Here is a 20,021-nt window from a genome sequence, read left to right as displayed (position 1 = left end):
ACGTAACGGTTGCTCAACAATGGCAATGTCAGGCATAAAATCTGCTCATGGTATCTAACCTACCATAATACAAACGCAGTCTGAGCAGATATCCAGTCAAGCTACTCACCTTTAGTCCGTTATAAATAATTTGAAATTTAATTAATCCTTTGGATGGCTACACTGTCAAACCGGCATATCGCACAAAAACACAACCTGCCTATTGCCGACGATCTACACAATTACGCTTAGTTTACTTCTTTACCAATCTGTTTTCCCTCCAAAGTCATGAAACGAATTGTGCTCGCTGGTATCGTTGCCCTTGGTTTATCATTCGCTCAAACAGCAGTTGCTCAGGTGCAGGTCGGCATCCGGGGCGGAGCAAACTGGGCCTTTGCCTCTAAACCCGAGTTCCTGGGTAGCCTGACGCCCGACTTCCATCCATCGCCCGGCCCCACGGGTGCCATTTTCCTGGACATTCCGCTGAGCGACTACGTATCGTTCCGGCCCGAGATTTCGTACATACAAAAAGGGTTTATGGTTAAAGAAGGCGTTGACCTGAACCTGGGTGGCGTTTCACTACCGATCGGGGCCCGAATTGCCTACCAGTCGCAGAACCTCGAAGTGCCCCTGCTGTTTAAAGTGAATTTTTCGGATGGTCCGGTCCAACCGTATCTGATTGCCGGTCCGGCCGTCGGCTATGCACTCGACGGACGCGTTCGCAGCCGGGCTACAGCCCTGCTTGTTACCTCTCAGCCTATTGATGTAGACGTAAATTACGGCGGTGCCTTGAATCGCTGGGATGTGAGCGCCGTAGGTGGCTTAGGTGTAGCGATGGATGCTGGCCCTGGCAAATTCTTCATCGAAGGCCGTTACACCCACGGCTTCACGCGCCAGGTACAGGTGCCCGTTGTCAACGTGAACGTACGTAACCGCGGAGTAGGTGTCTCGCTGGGTTACTCGTTCCCCATAGGTTATTAACTGAAGTAAGGATAGTGGTGTAGCATCTAGTCCGTACCCCCATTCACTCGCTACATTCACTATCCTTACTTCACTGAATCAACCACCATTCCTATTTATTTTGTTGAATCAACCTGAATCAGTAAAAGCGAAGCCAGTCGGCTTCGCTTTTCTTTTTGATGAATAGACGGTTAAAATTGTAGGGTTTTAGCAAACACATGATTGCATCAACTGAAAAGGTGTTATTTTTACCTTTCGTTATTCACCGAATTTGTTCTGGCGACACCCAACTATGGCAAGATTAACCGATTTTGTTCGCTCAACCAGTACCGAACCCCACCGTATTCGTACCCGGCAAATCCTGAAATCGCACCCAGAAATTAAGAAATTAATTGGTCAGAAGAACCCTACGACATTCTGGGTCATTCTGGGTTGTGTTTCGCTCATGACCGGCATGGCGTATCTGCTCAGGGATCAATCGTGGTGGCTTGTTGTGGCAGCGGCCTGGTTCATTGGCGCCTTTCCGGCGCATACGCTGTTCGTGTGCATTCACGAAGCTGCGCACAATCTGATCTTCCGCAAGCCAGCGGCCAACGCCTGGGCAGCTATTTTTGCCAACCTGCCAACCGTATTTCCAACCGCTTTATCATTCAAAAATTTCCATATCAAGCACCACGCATTTCAGGGTGTCCACGAACTGGACGCTGACCTGCCAGATTGGTACGAAGCGAAGCTCATCAATAACTACGCGATCGGAAAAGCGATCTGGTTGCTGCTGTTCCCTATTTTCCAGGCCATACGGACTATTCGCATGAAAGAGTTGGCCGTCATCGATAAATGGGTAGCCGCTAACATCATCGTTCAGCTTGCCTTCGACGTATTGGTGGTAACTTTGTTTGGGTGGAAGGCGCTTATCTTCATGCTGTTGTGCCTGTTTTTCTCAGTTGGTCTTCACCCACTAGGGGCCCGCTGGATTCAGGAGCACTACCTGACGCTCGATCCGGAGCAGGAAACCTACAGCTACTATGGTCAGTTGAACGGCGTTAATTTAAACGTAGGATTTCATAACGAGCACCACGATTTCCCCTCTATTCCCTGGAACAGACTTCCTGAGATCAAGAAATCGGCTCCCGAATATTACGATACGTTAAAATACCATACGTCTTATGTTCGGTTGTTCTTCCGCTTTCTGTTCGACCAGGAAATATCGCTCTACTCACGGATTGTCCGTAAAGAACGGGGCCGTGTAGCCATCGCCGACCAGTCGAAGCCCGATATGGAGTTGGTTCAATCGCACGCTATTCCCGCCGAAAGTGCAGCGTAACTGAATTAACTTAGCTACAAGCATCAACGAAAAAGCCGAAGCAGTCAGTTGCTTCGGCTTTTTTGTTGGTAACCTTATCGATTAAAACTTTGCTGTTCCAGAATCCAGGAACGTAACGAAATTATCAATGCTACGGTCGTAATTCTTAGGCGCTACCAGGAGCTTACCCTCGCTGTTTACCAGGCAATAGTGCGGTTGCGCATTATTGTTGTACTGCGTGATTTGCAGGTCGGCATTCTGGGCACCGATTGTCTTTTTCACCTTCCCATCATAGGTAGAGGTGTACCAATCTTTTTCAGGCAATTCCGTTTTGTCATCTACATAGAGCGCAACGACTACGTAATCATTCTGAAGCCGGGACAGAACGGCGGGATCTGACCAGACACGGGCTTCCATTTCCCGACAGTTCACACAACCATGACCCGTAAAGTCAATGAAGACGGGTTTATTGACCTTCCTGGCGTAATTAAGCGCTTGCTTATAATCGAAAAAGCCCTGCAACCCTTGCGGCAGCTTAAACAGGTTGGCGTACTTAGGCGTTTCGCCCAGGGTATTACTCGCTTCGTTTCTTGAAGAAGATGAACCGGCAGCCAGACTAAAGTCCTGCGACGTGGCAGGTGGCAAGTAGCCCGATAGCGCTTTCAACGGGGCTCCCCACAGACCTGGAATCATGTACACGACAAAGGCAAACGTAACAATGGCCAGCAGCAGGCGCGGCACGCTTACTGTCTTCGTTTCGCTGTCGTGAGGCATCCGCACTTTACCCAGAAAGTAAAAGCCGATCAGGGCAAAGATCACAATCCAGAACGACAGGAATACTTCCCGGTCGAGCAGCCCCCAGTGGTAAACCTGATCGGCAATGCTCAGGAATTTCAACGCTAGTGCTAACTCCAGAAAGCCCAATATCACCTTTACTGAGTTGAGCCAGCCGCCCGACTTAGGCATACTCTTCAGCCACTGCGGAAAAGCCGCAAACAACGTAAACGGCACAGCGAAAGCAGACGAGAAAGCCGTCATACCAATAATTGGCTTGATGACCTCTCCACCCGCCGACGCAACGAGCAGACTGCCCACAATCGGCCCAGTGCAGGAAAACGACACCAGAACGAGGGTAAACGCCATAAAGAAAACGCCACCTAAACCGCCCCGTTCGGCACGGGCATCCGCGCTGTTTACTAAAGAGCTAGGCAGCACAATCTCGAACAAGCCCAGAAAGGATAAGCCAAAGACAAAGAAAATAGCAAAGAAAAGCACATTGGGTAACCAGTGCGTACTGACAAAATTGGCAAAAGCCGGGCCGTTTATGCGCGAAACAACGGTGCCCACCAGGACGTAAATACCGATAATCGACGCACCGAACAGCAAGGCTTTCCAGCGGCCTCCCGACTGATTGGTGAAGAAACTTACCGTCATCGGAATGATGGGAAACACGCAAGGTGTCAGCAAGGCCAACAAGCCCGATAAGAAAGCCGCAACAATAAAGCCGAGCATGGACGTATCGGCAGGTGTATCCGACGCGGCTGTTCCCACGATTTCCTCTGGTGTTTTGAGGGCCTCTTTCACACCCGCGTCGGATACGCTTACTCCAGGTGTAGCCGTATCGAATGGTGTGGCAGCCGCAACGGCAGTTTCCGAAGCGGGAGCTGTCGTAACTGAACTGGTTGCGGGAGCCGTTGCTACCGAAGCAGCCGAGGTCGACGGTGGCGCTGTTGCCGCTACCGCACTGGCTTTGATGTCAGCGGAGAACTCGACTTCGGCCGGTGGCAGGCAAACGCCGTCTTTGTCGGAGCATACCTGATATTCGGCCGTACCCGAGAACGTACCGACAGGCTTAAGAAGTTTTACTTTCTGCTCAAAAACGGCTTTGTTTTTAAACTGTCGCACCTTTGCGGCCCATACCTCTTCGAAAACTTCTTCTACCCCAATCGGTGTCGGCTTTCCAACCAGCGAATAGGCGTCGGAACTGTTAAACTTGAATGTTGTCGGAATTGGGCCAATATTGGGGTCCAGGTCGTTCGAATACATGTGCCAGCCGTTGCCGATGGTAGTCTCGATCCGAACGCTGACTACGTCGCCGACCTGAGCGGGTTGTTTCACTACTTTCGCCGACCAGGAAGTCGGGTCTTTACGGATTTGCGCTACAGTCATAAAGCTGATTAACAGCCCAATCACCAGCGCGAACATTGATTTCATACCGCTTTGGGTAAGTGATGGTTTCTTGATGAACAGAAATACCACAAAAATATTTCCATTTCGTACCCGAACCAACAAACAAAACCCTGGCCACGGCCAGGGTTTGCAAATGAACTACGTAACGAACTCTAGTTAGGTACGGCTTATCGACTAAACAAAACAGGGTTAAGCGCATCCTGTGGCGTACCGCCGATGGGAGCGTTAGCCAGCCACTTGGTATGGTCAGCGACCTGATAGGTGTTGCGAGGCTGCATGATTACCTGGTCTCTATCCATATAAATCATGGTCATTACCTTACGGGGTTTGCTCGACAGGTTTGGCCCAGCCCGGTGGAACGTCCAACCCGCGTGGTAGCTTACCTCACCGAGTTCGAATGGCGTATCATTGAGCGGAAAATTCTGTTTTTGCAATGTATCCGCCAGAATCGCTTCGCTCTCATCGCTAATTTCAACATCACGACCAATCTCTACGTGCTGACTGCCTTCCGCAAAGGCCAGCGGTCCCATTTCCATAGGCGTTTCCTGCAGCGGAATCCAAACCGTTACGGTATTGGGCGACGCTAAAGGCCAGTAGAATTGATCCGCGTGCCAGGGAGTGATACCACCGGATGGTTCTTTATACAGGGCCTGATCGTGGTAAAGCCGCACGGCTTCAACACCCATCAGATCAGCCGCGATTTTGGCCAGACGTTTCGAAAAAACGAACGCTTTCGCCTGCTCATCTTCCTGCCAGAGGTTCATGACCTGAAGAAACGCCCGTTCATACGTAGTGCGCTCTTCCATTGGCTTGGTTAACGTATTGAGCCGAAATACCAGGTCGGTGATGATGTCTCCGTAATAGCTGAGCACGGCCTGACTCAGCACTTGTCTTAGCTTAACGTACCCGTTCTGGCGGTAAAAAGCGATTGCCTCCGGGCTTAGTGCGTAGGGTGTGTTTAATTCTTCAGACAGAACAGCTTTGTCGATGGTGGCTTCCATAGGGTTGGGATCGTGCAAGGTTTGAGTTTATGACTAATCGAGTAAGACAAAACTAGCGCCACCAGATCTACTGAAATAAAGCAGCATTCACCAATTTATAGTCATTATTGACCATTTTCAGTTAACTATTCCGTTCTTGCTGGTAAGAAAGCGCATGTATGAAAGCTCTATTCGAAAAGGTGACCATCAATGAACGTAGCTCGCTTCTGGTACGTCGGTTTCAGTTGGCGTATTTCGATGCGCCCTGGCACTATCATCCCGAATACGAGCTGACCTACATTGTCCGGGGGCATGGCCGTCGGTTTGTTGGTGACCATCTTGAATCCTTCCAGGATGGGGATTTGGTATTGCTTGGCCCCAACCTGCCTCATTTCTGGCGTAATGATGAGTCGTTTTACCAGGCCGACTCCGATAAACAGGTAGAATCGATAGTTATCCAGTTTCCCGTTACGTTAGATCAGCAGGTCCTGGCGGCTATTCCGGAAGCAGAACCCGTTCGGCGGCTGTTTGAACGCGCCCGCTATGGATTATGCTTCAGTCCGGCGATGCGCCAGCGGGTGGCGGCTGAGCTTGATGCCCTGCCCGCCCATACGGCTTTAACGCAGGTTGTCAGCCTGCTTACCATTCTGAATACGTTAGCAACCGACCGGGATGCATACCTACTGGCTAGCGAGGGTTATCAGCTGGCACCTGGCGCGGCTGAGACAGAACGCATGAAACGCATTCTTGACTGTATACTCACCCACTTCCGGGACGAACTGCCGCTTGAGCAGGTCGCGTCCATTGCCGGTATGACGCCGGCCGCTTTCTGCCGCTATTTTCGGAAACGAACCCGCAAAACATTCGTTGAATACGTAACGGAACTGCGCATCAGTTACGCACGTAACCTATTAGCCCAGGGGGATCTAAGCATTAGCCAGGTTGGACTCGAATCGGGCTTTACAACGATCTCCCACTTTCACCGGCACTTTAAACGCCAAACCGGTCTGACGCCCCTGCGCTACCAAGCTGTAGTTCGCGGAGGTACCTGAGCCCCTAAAGTTAAAGCAGAGCGACCGCGTAAAATCTTCCTGATTCTACCATTTTCTGCCGTACATTTGTCTATACTAAGCTAACTGTCTGAGGGGCTCCTACGTAATGGAATTGAAGCCGACCATCAGCGCTTTATACAACCAAATACAAACCTACGCGCAGCATGACGACCGCGACCACCACCGCCCGCGATACGCAGGTGTTTGACCTGATTGCCAAAGAACAACACCGGCAGGAATCAGGTATTGAACTGATTGCTTCCGAAAACTTCGTGTCTCCCCAGGTGATGGAAGCAGCCGGAAGCGTTCTGACCAATAAATATGCAGAAGGTCTTCCCGGAAAACGGTATTACGGCGGCTGCGAAGTAGTTGATCAGGTTGAGCAGATTGCGATCGACCGCGCCAAAGAACTGTTCGGGGCTAGCTGGGTTAACGTTCAGCCGCACTCGGGCGCACAGGCTAACACGGCGGTGTTTCTGGCGTGTCTGCAACCCGGCGATACAATTCTGGGCTTCGATTTATCGCATGGCGGGCACCTGACCCACGGCTCGCCCGTGAACATTTCGGGTAAATACTTCCGGCCTACTTTTTACGGCGTAGAGCGGGAAACAGGCGTCATCAATTACGATGTCGTGGAAGAAACGGCAAAACGCGAACGGCCAAAGATGCTGATCTGTGGCGCGTCGGCCTACAGCCGCGACTGGGATTACGCTCGCCTGCGGGCTATTGCCGACGAAGTTGGCGCGTTGCTGCTGGCCGACGTATCGCACCCGGCAGGTCTGATTGCGAAAGGCCTGCTGAATGACCCACTGGCCCATGCCCACATCGTAACGACTACTACGCATAAAACGTTACGTGGTACGCGGGGCGGCATGATTATGATGCGGACTGATTTCGAGAATCCATTCGGTATTAAAACGCCCAAAGGCGAAACGCGCCTGATGTCGTCGCTGCTCGATTCGGGCGTATTCCCGGGTACGCAGGGCGGTCCACTGGAGCACATCATTGCGGCTAAAGCCATAGCCTTCGGTGAGGCTCTGACCGACGATTTCTACGAGTACGCCGTGCAGGTGAAAGCCAATGCGCAGGCCATGGCAAAAGCATTCACTGACCGCGGTTACGCTATTATTTCGGGCGGCACGGACAATCACCTGATGCTGATCGACCTGCGTTCGAAAGGATTAACGGGTAAGCTGGCCGAAAATACGCTGATCAAAGCCGACATTACTATTAATAAGAACATGGTACCGTTCGACGATAAGTCGCCAATGGTTACCTCAGGTATGCGCGTTGGTACCGCGGCTATGACCACTCGCGGGCTGAAGGAATCGGACATGGAGCAAATTGTCGTATATATTGACCGCGTGCTGATGAATCACGACGACGAAGCCACGCTCGCAACCGTTAAAGAAGAAATTAATGAGTGGATGAAAGCGTTTCCACTCTACAAAAGTTAAGCATTAAAGCGTGAAAGAGCGGAAGAGGAAATGAGTGACTTATATGCTAATGCCCATTTATCTTCGCTCTTTCACGCTTTCACTCTTTCACTCTTTTAGTACACATGCCACTCGACCAACTGACCGACGAGGAGATTGACACTGAAGGCAAAGAGATGTCCTTTCTGGATCATCTTGAAGAACTTCGTTGGCATATCATTCGTGCTGTAGGCTCCATTTTCGTGTTTGCCATCATTGCCTTCGTTTTTATCGAAGAGATCTTTGATAAGGTAATTCTTGCCCCTAAGCGCCCGGACTTCTGGACGTATCGCATGATGTGTAAGCTGGCGGACATGACCGGTTACGCCGACCTGTGCGTGAAGAAGCTGAATTTTGAATTGCAGGCACTGGGTATGGCCGATAACTTCACGATGGCCATGACGTCGTCGCTGATCATCGGCTTATCGTTCGCTTTTCCCTACGCCTTCTGGGAAGTGTGGCGCTTTATTAAACCGGGCCTGATGCCAACCGAAAAAAAGGCCGCCCGTGGAGCTGTGTTCTACGTATCCTTTCTATTTATGCTGGGGCTGCTGTTCGGGTATTATATCGTGTCGCCCCTGGCCATCAACTTCTTAGCTAATTTTACGATTTCGCCGGAAATTAAGAACCAGTACGATATTACATCGTATATTTCTACGCTGGTAACGCTTTCTTTGGGTTGTGCGCTGATTTTCCAGATGCCCATGATCGCGTTTGTGCTCTCGAAAGTAGGGGTTCTGACTCCGGCCTTCATGCGGGAATACCGCAAACATGCCTGGATTGTTATTCTGATCGTAGCGGGTATCATTACCCCATCTCCTGATATTTATAGCCAGATTCTGGTAGCGCTTCCGTTAACCTTACTGTATGAGGTTAGTATCCTCGTCTCTGGACGCGTCCAGCGGGCTCGACTCAGGGAACAGCAGGCACTGGAAACCAATGAGAATGCTTAGAAACTAAAAGAGCCCTCCTGCGCAGGAGGGCTCTTTTAGTTTCTGGATGGTTGTGGTATATTTACTGTAAACGAATACGTGTATGCAGGCTTTAGAGAAGATACGGCTCAGCGACGCACAGGAGGCTATGCTGGAAGCAGGTGAACTGATTCGTATTCCGGCTTCGTGGGAAGAGTTTGAAGAGTTCCTGACCGAAACAAACCATCGCGTAGAGTACCACGACGGCCATATCGTTATTGTGGGTTTAGCTATAATTATTCACGAGTTACTGGTAAGCTGGATAAACTATATCTTGACAGGCTTTTTCCCCGGGAAACCGTATTACGTGCTGGGCAGCAATGCTGGCATTCGTGAAGACGGTAAAAAAGGCCATTACAATGGTGATGTACTGGTCGTAAAAGGCCAGCCTGTTTATCAGGGAAAGTCCCGGTCTATTATCACAAACCCATATTTAATCGTCGAGATTCTTTCCAAGTCCACGCTGAACTACGACTTGGGCGCCAAGCGTCAACAATACGAAAAAATGGATACGGTTAATGAATTGATTTTCGTTAATACATTTGACCGTGAAGTTGTTGTGTGCCGCCGTACTGATCAGGCAAATGCCGGGTTAGAAACAACGTATTCTAAACCGGAAGATCAGGTAAGTATAGACGAGTATCAGGTTCGGTTAGGCGATGTGTTCGCCAATCTACCCGAAGAAGAGTAATAACAATGCAGTACGATTTCAGAAAATACCACTACCGCTCCATTAACGCAGCCACTGACGCTGAACGAGCCGAAATCAATCAGGAGTTAAAAGACCTCTACGCAGGTTTGCCCGACGACGAAAAGCAGGAGTTCAACCGCCAGCTTCAGGCTTTTTTGGCGAAAGAGATGGGACGTATCAAGTCCGATTATGAGTCAGTAAAAGGCGGGTTAGGCAACAATTAGATCATACCCCGCGCTTTCAGTTCAAGGTATTTGTTGACCGTATTGGCAGTCAGGTTTTCCGGAGCGGTCAGAATGGTTTGAATGCCATATTGGGCCAGCTCTTTCACAATCTGCTTTTTCTCGAAGGTAAACTTCTCCCCGATCGTTTTCAGATAAATCTGCTCGGTATCCGCAGCAGGCTGATCAAGCAGGGCGCGGAGTTCCGTGTTCTCGAAGAAAATAATCAAGAGCAGATGATCTTTAGCCAGTCGGCGGAGATAAGGAAGCTGCCGGTGCAGCGCACTCACGGTTTCAAAGTTGGTGAACAGGAGCAGCAGGCTTCGCTGGCGAATGTGGGTACGAATACTAGCGTATAAACTCTCATAATCGGTTTCCAGAAAGCGCGTTTTCTGACGGTAAAGCACTTCGAGAATCTTGAGCATGTGCCCCGAACGCCGGTCGGCCAAAACCAGTTGACCCACCTGATCCGAGAAGGTCAGGATGCCGGCTCGATCCTGCTTCATCAGCGCGATATTGCTCAGCACCAGACTGGCATTGATGGCGTAATCGAGCAACGTCAGCCCATTGAAGGGTGATCGCATCACACGACCTTTGTCAATCAGGCAGTAGATGGGCTGCGACCGTTCGTCCTGGTAGGCGTTAATCATCAGCGAAGCCCCCCGCGGATCGGTACGTCGGGCGGTAGCTTTCCAGTTTACCGTACGCACGTCGTCGCCGGTCGTATACGGACGTACCTGCTCGAACTCCATGCTATGCCCAATACGTCGAATCCGTTTAACGCCGACTTCGTTCAGGCGGTTGGTGGCCGCTAAAAGCTCGTACTGCCGCATTTGCAGAAATGACGGATACACGGCCACCGTTTTCCCCTGCTCAAACTGATACCGGCGTTTCAGCAGACCCAGAGGGGTCAGTACGAATACGTTTACGGCCCCAAAATTATATTCACCCCGACGGGTCGGTCGCAGCTCATAACGAATAGCTTTTGTTTCGCGCGGCACAAGCTGACTCCGGAACAGAACATCGCGTCGCTGAAACTGAAGCGGAATCTCGTCAATTACTTCGACGTCAGCGCGGAAAGAATACCGGTTCTCGAGGTATATAGTCAGTGGATTTTCATCGCCGTTCGACAGTCGTTCGGGCACTTCGCGCCGGGCGAAAAAGCCTGATTTCTGGCGAAATAACAGCCAGACATCTATACCTATGGCAATCAGAAACAAGATGAAGCCTAGCTGCACTACTGGTAGCAAAACCGGAAAAGCGTAGGCGGCAACGAACCCCAGCACAAAGGCGATCAGCGCAAGCCACAACCGCGTAGCAACGAAAACAGATCGTAAAAATTTCAATGGTTTGCGTTTTTTAAATTAGCCAGTGCCTCCTCAATCTCCGACTCAAAAACGGGGTTAAAACTATCCTCCTGATAGTTGCCCGCCCGTTCGTATCGTAGCGCTTTACAAAAGAAAGACGCATCCTGAAAAGCCGTCCGGGCATCAGCCGGGCGGTTAAGTTGCACAAGAGCCTGTCCCCGGTAATAGAAAACGAGCGCACTCCGTTTAAAATTCCTGATTGCTTTATCCAGATCAGCCAGGGCTTTTTCGGGTTGTTGCGTGGCCAGGTAACTCACAGCGCGGCTAACGTAATGCCGGTAGTTAACCCATTCGGCACCGTGCTTTGCTTCGAGCGGCTCAATGCTGATTGAAAACTGTTCGATCGCCTTCGAATGATCGCCTAAGCTACGATACGTCAGGCCACGCAGATAACTCACGGGGTTGTTGTTAATCATATCATCGAAAGTCGGCGTCAGGGCATCGAAAGCGTTGAGGTGCTGCAAGGCACGCGGGTAATCGTGCAGCATTGATAGATAAACTTCGCCAACGGCTCCGTGCTCTTTCGGGAACAGATCAGCCGTTTTTTCGAGCCAGTAAGCCGCCTGTTCGTATTCTCGCAGCCGGACGTATCCCAGCGCCCTGAAGCGGTAGTTTATGCCGGAGACCGATGCGGTATCGGGCCCGGCCTGCGCTCGTTTGAAGCCCGCCCAGACGTACGCAGGCGGTACGGTACGGTTAACGGCAAGCGCAGATGCGTATGCATCCAAACTTTCCTCACCGGTTTGAGCAAGCACCGAGAAAGAATACAGCCAGCAAACCAAGCAGAGCCACTTCATGGTAAAATGTCGGTCAAACAGCCATCTTTTAGCCGAAACGTAAGTGATATAGCCGAATCCTGCGGTCGATAAGCGGCCGGGTCAGCCGCGTTCACCGCCAGGTCGGCGGGTAAGTGTTCGCGGCAGATTTTCACCAACTGACTGGCAATTTGTGCCGCAAACGATCTGGGACAATAATCCTCGCCGAAACCGGCTACATCGAACAGACCGCGTTCGCCCTGGCAGTTGATCGCAAACCGTACGCGAACCAAACCCGACTGCCCCGGCTGATTAACGGGCTGATAATACGTCCTGACGAGTTGCGCTACGTTGTATTTTTCATTTCGACCGCCGAAGAAACCGTTGTCCATGCGGGAAAAACAGGCAGCGCAAGTTTGAAACCCGTTTGGCTTACAGGAGTCCCCAGGCGGTATCTGCTTAACACACCGGAAGCTTTCAGTCGCTACGCTTCGACCATTCCAGCCAATTGCCTGAAACCGGCTGGCGGTTACGTCGGTAAGCTGCCAAAGCAGTTTGTAGCCCCCATTGCGATTGTACAGCGTTCCGTTGACGACCAGAAACATCGATGTGCCAAACCTGGCTAACCGCCAGTAATGCACCGTACGCTGGTTTGTGCAGGCATTTTCCAGGCTGACCCGGCCATTGGCATATAAATTCACGATCAGGCTGTCCGACTGCCAGGTCCGCCCCATAACTTGCTTATACGCATTAGCCGAGTCGATGGGCACATTTTGGAACCGCCGAAACTGCATGGGGTAATAAGCGCCTAGTTGGAGCAGGTCGTTGTGCAGATGAACAAGCCGGGGAGCGTATCGAATCGTATCCAATCGAAACGCCTGGCTTGTAACAGCCCAGGTTGACAATCGCTCAGTTGCCGAGCCATCAACCATTCCGAAATGATACGTACTGTCGGCATCCAGTTGCAGGTAGATGGGCAGCGGGCAGTACGTGTCCAGGTCAACTTCCGTATGAATGCCAATCCAGGTGCCAACCAGTTGTTCATGCGTTGGCGTCTGCGCAGCTACAAGCTGGCAAACCCACAAGCAAACGGACAGCCAGACAGCCCTCTTCATCTCGGAACCTCAATTTTCTGGACGAGCTGCGCGACAACGTCATCGGCCGTACCGCCTTCCATCTCCCGCTCGGGCGTGAGTAAAATGCGATGCCGAAGCACCGGAACCGCAAGTTCCTGCACATCTTCGGGCGTAATGAAATCGCGTCCCCGGAGCGTTGCAAGGGCTTTTGCCCCGTTGAGTATAGCTACCGAAGCGCGGGGGGACGCACCCAGGTACAGCGACTTGTTCGCCCGGGTAGCCTGTACAATTTTGGCAATGTATTCGAAGAGTGTGCCCTCAACATTAACCTGATGAACCTGATTGCGTAGCGTTGCTAATTGGTCAGCAGTTAGTACCGCACTTACCGCAGCTACAGCATCGGTCAGGTTACGGCGTTGGTGGTGACCCCGTAAAATATCCACCTCCTCATTGGTTGCCGGATAACCAACAACAATCTTGAATAAAAACCGGTCGAGCTGTGCTTCGGGCAGCCGGTAGGTCCCCTCCTGCTCGATCGGGTTCTGCGTCGCCAGCACCATGAATGGCTCACTGAGGTGATAGGTTGTACCGTCGTTGGTCACCTGGCGCTCCTCCATCACTTCAAACAAAGCCGCCTGCGTTTTGGCGGGAGCGCGGTTGATTTCGTCGATCAAGACGATGTTCGAAAAGATAGGCCCTTGCCGGAACTGAAAGTCGCCGGTTTTAGGCATGAACACCGACGTACCAAGCACGTCCGACGGCATCAGATCAGGCGTAAACTGAATGCGGCTGAAATCGACCGACATCGTCCGGGCCAACAACTTCGCCGTGAGGGTTTTGGCTACGCCCGGAACGCCTTCGATCAATACGTGCCCATCGGCCAGAAGCGCGGTTAGCAGCAGATCAATCGTTTGCTGCTGCCCGACGATGACTTTACCAACTTCGGCGCGGATCGCGTCGATGGCGGCTGTGAGCGGGGTAAGATCTATACGAGATTCAAATGGAGTCATGCTTGTAGGTTTATCATCCTGATTGGCGGGATGACCAAAATTACACAGTTATAAGTTTATTGAATTTTTCGATAGCGTCGTTGAGCGCAAGTAAATCATGTTCGGAAAGATCAATACGTTTCTGAACGTTACGTAGTTGCCTGACCAGTTCGTTGGTTTCTTCCAGCGAAGCCCCACTCTTACGGGCCAGTGTCTGCGTAAACTCGTTGTCAAGGTTGTTTGTATTCAATCCATAGCGGTCGCGCAGTTCCGCCAGAAAATACTGAACCTTCTGACGAGCCAGATTATCATGATCGCCCTGCTGAAAATATAACCGCCCAACGGTTTTGACGAAATCCAATGATGTGTTTTGAATGGGTTCGACAACCGGAATAACACGTTGCGTTCGTTTACCGGCGAAAATAGCGTAGAAAATAAGGCCGAATACGATCAGGTAATACGCCCAGTTCAGCCCGGGTTGCGAACGAACGTAACGTAGAATCGACTGCTGCTCCTCATCAAATCGGCCCTGCTTCTGGTACTCGTCCCAGTACGTTGGTAAGGCCGGTAAATACGATAAGGCCTTAAACGCGTAGTCCGACGTTATCTGGTCGAGCACGTAATAATTGGTAAACGCCAGAGGCAGATTATGGATAAAGAACTGTCCTTTGCCGTACTGAACTCTGATAAAAACAGGTTCTTTTCGGGCATTACATCCCAATACAGTAATGTTCCTGGCCTTCTGGATGATCAGGTAATTCCGGCCGTCGTCATGAAAAAAATTATAGCCTTTAGCCGTGCGCAACTGGGGATTAACGAAGTTTTGGCGTAAGGTTGTATCGGCTTTATTGGGCTCCTGAACCTCGGCTTTGAACCCAAGCGCTACGCCAAGAGAATCCGGAAAATCATACGCTGAGATCAACGCATTATTGCCCTGGCTAACGTAACGCAACAGCAGCCGCTGGTCGTTTCGGTCGGCATTGAAATCGCGGCAGATCACGACGTAGTTGCTTGGTCTTGGCAGCTTCGTTTCAGAGAAAAAATTATAAACCGGCAACCGCACCGTTTGCACCGCAGGCTGCTGCATCAGATCTGGTAAGAGTTCATACAACGCCTGGGTGCCAAACGGAATTTTGTCGTCGTTCTCGTACGTAGGCTGCCAGTCAATCGGCTTCGGCCGGTAATACTCAAAGAGCATGTAAGAGACGATCGTCGCCAGAAGTATGAGCAGGTATTTGTTGGCCTTCAGCAAAGGGATTGTGGGATTAAGCGTTTACGGGATTGAGCCGCGATGAGTTGAACCGTCTGAACTGATCCCGGATGGCCAGAAAACGCGCTTCGTCGACCGGAAAATCGCCGTACCAGACGAATTCAAACTGCTGCGTCAATCGCTCAAAATCGGCCTGAAGCGGTGAGCCCGCCAGTTCACTGACGTACTGCCGATTCGTTTTATCAGGTTTATACTGAATCAGCCCGGCGTCGGTTAGGCGCTTCAGCGACTGTAGATAAAGCAGGCGGACCGCCAGTCGAAAACTTCGCTGGTTAATAGCCTCTTCAATAGCCTGGTCGAAGTTAATCTCGTGAATATTTTCGGCAATGTCTTCGTAATCCAGTGAACCGGTCATTGCTTTCTTCGGAAACAGATACGTGAACACCTCAGCTTTCAGAAGCAGATAGATTACCAGCCCGGCAATACAGGCCAATACTACGTACTGCCAGAAATTCTGGTAGGCTTCGCTGCTCAAAAAATTCGCGAGTCGACGGTACAGATAATCAATAAACCGGGCAAAGGGATTATCGGGCGGGGCCACATCACGGCCGTACTGATAATCCCGGTCTGTCTGATACTCCTTCAGCCGGTTGGGCACGGGGTAGCGTACCCGCATTGGAGCGCGGTCATCGGGTGCCTGAACTGTGGTTACCGACGCTGGTTTCTGCTGCGCTCCAGCACTAATCGGCTTAGCCAGGCCTATCAGTAAAACCAGAAAGTAGCTAATGTGGCGCGTAAAGCCATTCTGCCAGTAAAACCGTATCTTTTTCATTAATAATCGCCCTCATCCGTAGCTCGGGGCTGGGTTGGCGTTGTGCCGATAGAATCAATCGCCGAGAGCAGCCCCCGCCCCTCCTGGCGCTCCACTAAGTTCGTGTATTGAAATCCAATCGCTACATAAATTAAACTGCGCAGGAGCGTACCGCCTACCGTACCGATTACGTTGCCCAGCACAATCCAGAAGCCTGATACGTTGGGTAGGAGCTTGGCCGCAACCAGAAAGTTGATGATACCCGCCGGTAGCGTGAAAATTAAGCCGACAATTCCCGAAATAATGCCCATGACCAGCACGAGCCCAAAGGTCGACCACCATTTATCGCGAATAAGTTTAAAGCAACGATCCCAGGTCGGACCAAAGTCGGTCCCCTCGAATGTGGTAACGGCCAGCGCCAGCACAAGCACAATGGCTACGTAAACGCCAGGAATGACAAAAAATAAGAAGCCAACCCCCGTAATGATGGAGCCCAGCAGACTGATGACTAAACCGCGCCCGATAACCGGCTGCATCTCCTCCCAGACTTCGGCAACGGTAACAAACCCGCCATTTTTTCGAGCGTACACCTTCATGTGGGCGTAAGTGGTCAGACTCACCACCAGAATCGCCAGAATACTGAAGAGGATCGTCACCCAGAACGCGGGCGAAAAGATGCTGCTCATCAGGCCAAAAACCGCCGTTGGGTTATTCTCCGGATCAAAGTCAGCGCTGCGCCGGGACAAGTTCAGCACATTCGACTGAAGAATCCCGGAAGCAATACCGGCGATCAGGGCAACCGGCCCCACAATGTAAAGCAACGCCAAACCCAGACTGCGGAAATTCTGGGAGACGTATTGAAACGTAACGTTGATCTTATCGCCAAAGTCGCGTTGCTGGAAAAGGTTAATCATGGCCCAGGCTTCGGTTTAGATAAATTGGGTACAGAATAAAATACCAGATGATGAATGCCGCTGACACCAGAATGATGCTTCCACTAACAAGCGGGGGCAGCGTTAACCGCGTAATAAAACTCTCCAGAAAGCCAGCCGTAATAAAAATAGGAACCAGCCCGACCGCAATCTTCAACCCTTGTTTGATGCCTCGTTTAAACGACTCCAGCCGGGAATACGTACCAGGAAACAACAGACTATTGCCAACCGTCAGGCCGGCGCACCCCGCAATCACAATCGCCGATATTTCGAGCGTTCCGTGAATCCAGATTTTTAGAATTGAGTCCAGTAATAAGCCCCGCTCGTAGAAGAAATACTGGAACGAGCCCAGCATCACACCGTTATAGAACAGCATAGCAATCGTACCGAACGAAGCGAACAACCCAAATATGAACGTTCGGAAGGCAACAAAAATGTTGTTGAGGGTGATCTGGATAAACATGGTCGCCTGATCGCTGCTGTTGTACACGCCTAAGGGATCTCCCTTCTTGATGTTTTCGAGCGTCATGTTGACGTATTGATCGCCCAGAATCAGCCGTACGAACGTATTGTCGTGAGCCGCCGATACCCAGCCCAGCACCCCAGCCAGCACGAAAACCAAAGCCGAAACCGCCAGCAGCCGGTGCGACTGCCGAAACAGAAGTGGTAGTTCATATTTCCAGAACGTAATGAGCCGTCCCCGCTCTTCGTGCCGGTTCTGCATGAGCCCCCGGTGCACCTGAGCCGCCAGTCCGTTCAGGTAGCGCGTTACGTTCGAGTCGGGATAAAACGTGCGGGCATACGACAGATCATCGGTCAGTTCAATGAATTGCTTGGTTAACTCGTCGGGGTTGGCCTGGGCTGTTTTTGTGGTCAGCTTAGCCTCAATGTCTTTCCACTTTTCGGTGTTACGTTTCACAAAAAGGGCTTCACGCATAGCCAGTTGCTCTGTAGATTCGTTGTTAGTAAGGTTCGGGATGGCCGAAAGCGAAAATTTGGCAAATAATGTGCGAACGGCAAAGCGTCTGGATACTATTTTTGAAAACTAGTCGGAGCCTGTGCGTCGACTGACCCTTACCTGATCGCTTTATTCATGTCCGTTGCTGTCCGCACGTCTCAAAATGTTCTGCTCGAATACGAACCCGCCAGCATTGGCGAACGGATTCTGGCCACGCTGATCGACTACCTGGTTTTTTTGGGCTGGTTTCTGCTACTGGCAGCCGTAACGGCCGGATTAAACGTTCAGGTCGGAAGATTCTACAGCGCCTTATTCGTGCTTCCTATCGTTTTTTACGACCTGCTGTGCGAATGGCTGCTGAACGGACGTAGCGTCGGTAAACTGGCGATGGGCATCCGGGTCGTTAAACTAGACGGCTCTCCGCCGAACTTAGGCGCCTATTTGATCCGGTGGGTGTTACGTATCGTGGAGTCAGTGGCATTCCTGGGCGGACTTATCCCCATCATTACGGTGGCGGCCAACGGAAAAGGCCAGCGGTTAGGCGATATTGCCGCCGGCACAACCGTCGTTCGACTAAAACCGGCAACTACTTTAGACGATGTGCTGACCAGTCCCTTACCTGATAACTACGTTGTGCAGTTTCCTGATGTACGTCTGCTGACCGACCGGGACATCAGCGTAGTGCGGGAAGTATTACGCCGGGGTGATGAGGGTGTGCTGATGCGCACAGCCGATAAGATTCGGGAAGTGACCGGAATTGAAAGCAGCCTGCAAAGCCGGGCGTTTCTGGAAACGGTCATCACCGATTATCAGTTTATAACAACACAGTAACGCGGGCTTGCTCCCGCTAACTTAATCAGCGGTTTCTACCCGCGTTATGTATGCTCGAATCAATCAAATCACTCGCCCGCCAGTATGCGGCTGATATTGTGCAGACGCGTCGGCATCTGCACGCGCATCCCGAACTCTCGTTTCACGAACGAAACACCGCCCGCTTTGTGGCCGATCAGCTTAAAGCCATTGGCATAACGCCCCAGGAAGGCGTAGCGGACACGGGTTTGGTTGCCATTATAGAAGGACGTAACGCAGGCAGTAAAGTAGTGGGACTACGCGCCGATATGGATGCGCTGCCTATCCACGAAGCGAACGACGTACCGTATAAATCAACGGTCGACGGGGTTATGCATGCCTGCGGACACGATGCGCATACGGCGAGTCTGCTGGGTGTGGCCCGTATTCTGCACGTCCTGCGCGACCAGTTTGAGGGTACCGTGAAGCTGGTATTTCAACCGGGCGAAGAGAAAGCGCCGGGCGGGGCGTCACTGATGATTAAGGAAGGTGTTTTACAGAATCCGGCTCCGGTGAGCATGATTGGTCAGCATGTAGCGCCGAATATTCCGGTGGGCAAAATCGGCTTCCGGGAAGGCATGTATATGGCCAGTACTGACGAGCTGTACCTAACCGTTCGGGGTAAGGGCGGTCATGCGGCCATGCCCGATAATCTGGTCGATCCGGTTCTGATTGCCTCGCATATCATCGTAGCCTTGCAGCAGATCATTAGCCGTAACCGGCCCCCGGCCAGCCCGTCAGTCCTATCATTCGGGCGATTCATTGCCGACGGTGTAACCAACGTAATCCCGAACGAAGTGACCATTCAGGGTACATTCCGGTGCATGAACGAAGAATGGCGCGCTGAAGGAAAACGCCGTATGGTTAAGCTGGCCGAAGGCATAGCCGAAGCGATGGGCGGCTCGTGCGAATTTGAGATTGTGCACGGGTATCCTTATCTCCAGAATCATCCTGAACTTACCCGCCGACTACGGGCACAGGCAGTTGACTACATGGGGGCCCAAAACGTGGTTGACCTGGACCTCTGGATGGCGGGTGAAGATTTTGCGTTCTACTCGCAGGTCGTTGACTCCTGCTTTTACCGACTCGGTACCCGCAACGAAGCGCGTGGCATTACCTCGGGCGTTCACACCCCTACCTTCGACATCGACGAAGCCGCTCTGGAAACCGGTGCCGGACTAATGAGCTGGCTGGCCGTTCAGGAGTTGAACACCGTATAAAGTAGCATGAGCGTACTCCAAGAATACTATTG

Annotated in this window: 19 protein-coding genes; 9 read left to right on the top strand and 10 right to left on the bottom strand. The window is 51.5% G+C overall.

Annotation, left to right across the window (positions count from 1 at the left end):
- Positions 1-267: 267 nt before the first annotated feature.
- Entirely contained in the window at positions 268-960 is a 693-nt protein-coding gene (locus ACYVBJ_RS11935; RefSeq protein WP_460977979.1) for a porin family protein, read from the top strand.
- A gap of 271 nt (positions 961-1,231) precedes the next feature.
- The gene (locus ACYVBJ_RS11930) at positions 1,232-2,263 is read left to right on the top strand and encodes a fatty acid desaturase (protein ID WP_460982527.1); all 1,032 of its coding nucleotides are present in this window, start codon (positions 1,232-1,234) and stop codon (positions 2,261-2,263) included.
- Between the two features lie 81 nt (positions 2,264-2,344).
- Here ACYVBJ_RS11930 and ACYVBJ_RS11925 read toward each other — a convergent pair whose 3' ends face one another.
- Both ACYVBJ_RS11925 and ACYVBJ_RS11920 read right to left on the bottom strand, forming a co-directional pair.
- Entirely contained in the window at positions 2,345-4,456 is a 2,112-nt protein-coding gene (locus ACYVBJ_RS11925) for a protein-disulfide reductase DsbD family protein (protein WP_460982526.1), read from the bottom strand.
- Positions 4,457-4,599: 143 nt separating this feature from the next.
- Positions 4,600-5,433, bottom strand: coding sequence for a phytanoyl-CoA dioxygenase family protein (locus tag ACYVBJ_RS11920; protein ID WP_460982525.1), 834 nt, complete (start codon positions 5,431-5,433; stop codon positions 4,600-4,602).
- Positions 5,434-5,591: 158 nt separating this feature from the next.
- Here ACYVBJ_RS11920 and ACYVBJ_RS11915 point away from each other — a divergent pair, with 158 nt between their 5' ends.
- The 5 genes from ACYVBJ_RS11915 to ACYVBJ_RS11895 all read left to right on the top strand — a co-directional run bounded on the left by ACYVBJ_RS11915 (position 5,592) and on the right by ACYVBJ_RS11895 (position 9,825).
- On the top strand, positions 5,592-6,464 hold the full coding sequence (locus ACYVBJ_RS11915) for a cupin domain-containing protein (RefSeq protein ID WP_460982524.1): 873 nt from the start codon (positions 5,592-5,594) through the stop codon (positions 6,462-6,464).
- 164 nt (positions 6,465-6,628) lie between these two features.
- Complete coding sequence (locus tag ACYVBJ_RS11910; protein WP_460982523.1) at positions 6,629-7,921, top strand: serine hydroxymethyltransferase; 1,293 nt, start codon at positions 6,629-6,631, stop codon at positions 7,919-7,921.
- A gap of 104 nt (positions 7,922-8,025) precedes the next feature.
- Positions 8,026-8,892, top strand: a complete 867-nt coding sequence (tatC, locus tag ACYVBJ_RS11905) for a twin-arginine translocase subunit TatC (RefSeq protein ID WP_460982522.1) — start codon at positions 8,026-8,028, stop codon at positions 8,890-8,892.
- Between the two features lie 82 nt (positions 8,893-8,974).
- On the top strand, positions 8,975-9,601 hold the full coding sequence (locus ACYVBJ_RS11900; RefSeq protein WP_460982521.1) for a Uma2 family endonuclease: 627 nt from the start codon (positions 8,975-8,977) through the stop codon (positions 9,599-9,601).
- Positions 9,602-9,606: 5 nt separating this feature from the next.
- Positions 9,607-9,825, top strand: a complete 219-nt coding sequence (locus ACYVBJ_RS11895; protein ID WP_460982520.1) for a hypothetical protein — start codon at positions 9,607-9,609, stop codon at positions 9,823-9,825.
- Here the strand turns inward: ACYVBJ_RS11895 and ACYVBJ_RS11890 are convergent.
- The 8 genes from ACYVBJ_RS11890 to ACYVBJ_RS11855 are packed head-to-tail and all read right to left on the bottom strand — an operon-like array spanning position 9,822 to position 17,899.
- Entirely contained in the window at positions 9,822-11,168 is a 1,347-nt protein-coding gene (locus ACYVBJ_RS11890) for a DUF58 domain-containing protein (protein WP_460982519.1), read from the bottom strand. The two genes, ACYVBJ_RS11895 and ACYVBJ_RS11890, sit on opposite strands and share 4 nt — an antisense overlap.
- Positions 11,165-11,986, bottom strand: coding sequence for a tetratricopeptide repeat protein (locus ACYVBJ_RS11885; protein WP_460982518.1), 822 nt, complete (start codon positions 11,984-11,986; stop codon positions 11,165-11,167). Before ACYVBJ_RS11885 ends, ACYVBJ_RS11890 begins: the two co-directional genes overlap by 4 nt.
- Positions 11,983-13,059 (bottom strand): hypothetical protein, encoded by a 1,077-nt coding sequence (locus ACYVBJ_RS11880; RefSeq protein WP_460982517.1) that lies wholly within the window; start codon positions 13,057-13,059, stop codon positions 11,983-11,985. Before ACYVBJ_RS11880 ends, ACYVBJ_RS11885 begins: the two co-directional genes overlap by 4 nt.
- Positions 13,056-14,030: an AAA family ATPase gene (locus ACYVBJ_RS11875; protein WP_460982516.1), complete on the bottom strand. Its 975-nt coding sequence runs from the start codon at positions 14,028-14,030 to the stop codon at positions 13,056-13,058. Before ACYVBJ_RS11875 ends, ACYVBJ_RS11880 begins: the two co-directional genes overlap by 4 nt.
- Positions 14,031-14,070: 40 nt before the next feature.
- Positions 14,071-15,261 (bottom strand): DUF4350 domain-containing protein, encoded by a 1,191-nt coding sequence (locus ACYVBJ_RS11870; protein WP_460982515.1) that lies wholly within the window; start codon positions 15,259-15,261, stop codon positions 14,071-14,073.
- 13 nt (positions 15,262-15,274) lie between these two features.
- Positions 15,275-16,051 carry a DUF4129 domain-containing protein gene (locus ACYVBJ_RS11865; RefSeq protein WP_460982514.1) on the bottom strand — a complete coding sequence of 259 codons (777 nt, stop codon included), beginning with the start codon at positions 16,049-16,051 and terminating at the stop codon, positions 15,275-15,277.
- The gene (locus ACYVBJ_RS11860) at positions 16,051-16,944 is read right to left on the bottom strand and encodes a hypothetical protein (RefSeq protein ID WP_460982513.1); all 894 of its coding nucleotides are present in this window, start codon (positions 16,942-16,944) and stop codon (positions 16,051-16,053) included. The genes ACYVBJ_RS11865 and ACYVBJ_RS11860 overlap by 1 nt, the downstream gene beginning before the upstream one ends.
- Positions 16,937-17,899, bottom strand: a complete 963-nt coding sequence (locus ACYVBJ_RS11855; protein WP_460982512.1) for a stage II sporulation protein M — start codon at positions 17,897-17,899, stop codon at positions 16,937-16,939. The genes ACYVBJ_RS11860 and ACYVBJ_RS11855 overlap by 8 nt, the downstream gene beginning before the upstream one ends.
- Before the next feature lie 156 nt (positions 17,900-18,055).
- On the opposite strand from ACYVBJ_RS11855, the gene ACYVBJ_RS11850 reads away from it, so the two are divergent.
- Both ACYVBJ_RS11850 and ACYVBJ_RS11845 read left to right on the top strand, forming a co-directional pair.
- Entirely contained in the window at positions 18,056-18,751 is a 696-nt protein-coding gene (locus ACYVBJ_RS11850) for an RDD family protein (protein ID WP_460982511.1), read from the top strand.
- A gap of 50 nt (positions 18,752-18,801) precedes the next feature.
- On the top strand, positions 18,802-19,989 hold the full coding sequence (locus tag ACYVBJ_RS11845; RefSeq protein WP_460982510.1) for a M20 metallopeptidase family protein: 1,188 nt from the start codon (positions 18,802-18,804) through the stop codon (positions 19,987-19,989).
- The last annotated feature ends 32 nt before the right edge of the window (positions 19,990-20,021 follow it).

This window comes from Spirosoma fluminis (assembly GCF_054778895.1).
This window is presented reverse-complemented; position numbering and strand designations above follow the sequence as displayed.

What these genes read in the sequence shown, in the direction of transcription:
- ACYVBJ_RS11850 (WP_460982511.1), top strand. Translation starts at nt 18,056, where the DNA reads ATGTCCGTTGCTGTCCGCACGTCTCAAAATGTTCTGCTCGAATACGAA.
- ACYVBJ_RS11895 (WP_460982520.1), top strand. Translation starts at nt 9,607, where the DNA reads ATGCAGTACGATTTCAGAAAATACCACTACCGCTCCATTAACGCAGCC.
- ACYVBJ_RS11900 (WP_460982521.1), top strand. Translation starts at nt 8,975, where the DNA reads ATGCAGGCTTTAGAGAAGATACGGCTCAGCGACGCACAGGAGGCTATG.
- ACYVBJ_RS11885 (WP_460982518.1), bottom strand. Translation starts at nt 11,986, where the DNA reads ATGAAGTGGCTCTGCTTGGTTTGCTGGCTGTATTCTTTCTCGGTGCTT.
- ACYVBJ_RS11855 (WP_460982512.1), bottom strand. Translation starts at nt 17,899, where the DNA reads ATGCGTGAAGCCCTTTTTGTGAAACGTAACACCGAAAAGTGGAAAGAC.
- ACYVBJ_RS11935 (WP_460977979.1), top strand. Translation starts at nt 268, where the DNA reads ATGAAACGAATTGTGCTCGCTGGTATCGTTGCCCTTGGTTTATCATTC.
- ACYVBJ_RS11930 (WP_460982527.1), top strand. Translation starts at nt 1,232, where the DNA reads ATGGCAAGATTAACCGATTTTGTTCGCTCAACCAGTACCGAACCCCAC.
- ACYVBJ_RS11860 (WP_460982513.1), bottom strand. Translation starts at nt 16,944, where the DNA reads ATGATTAACCTTTTCCAGCAACGCGACTTTGGCGATAAGATCAACGTT.
- ACYVBJ_RS11865 (WP_460982514.1), bottom strand. Translation starts at nt 16,051, where the DNA reads ATGAAAAAGATACGGTTTTACTGGCAGAATGGCTTTACGCGCCACATT.
- ACYVBJ_RS11880 (WP_460982517.1), bottom strand. Translation starts at nt 13,059, where the DNA reads ATGAAGAGGGCTGTCTGGCTGTCCGTTTGCTTGTGGGTTTGCCAGCTT.
- ACYVBJ_RS11875 (WP_460982516.1), bottom strand. Translation starts at nt 14,030, where the DNA reads ATGACTCCATTTGAATCTCGTATAGATCTTACCCCGCTCACAGCCGCC.
- tatC (WP_460982522.1), top strand. Translation starts at nt 8,026, where the DNA reads ATGCCACTCGACCAACTGACCGACGAGGAGATTGACACTGAAGGCAAA.
- ACYVBJ_RS11925 (WP_460982526.1), bottom strand. Translation starts at nt 4,456, where the DNA reads ATGAAATCAATGTTCGCGCTGGTGATTGGGCTGTTAATCAGCTTTATG.
- ACYVBJ_RS11915 (WP_460982524.1), top strand. Translation starts at nt 5,592, where the DNA reads ATGAAAGCTCTATTCGAAAAGGTGACCATCAATGAACGTAGCTCGCTT.
- ACYVBJ_RS11920 (WP_460982525.1), bottom strand. Translation starts at nt 5,433, where the DNA reads ATGGAAGCCACCATCGACAAAGCTGTTCTGTCTGAAGAATTAAACACA.
- ACYVBJ_RS11910 (WP_460982523.1), top strand. Translation starts at nt 6,629, where the DNA reads ATGACGACCGCGACCACCACCGCCCGCGATACGCAGGTGTTTGACCTG.
- ACYVBJ_RS11845 (WP_460982510.1), top strand. Translation starts at nt 18,802, where the DNA reads ATGCTCGAATCAATCAAATCACTCGCCCGCCAGTATGCGGCTGATATT.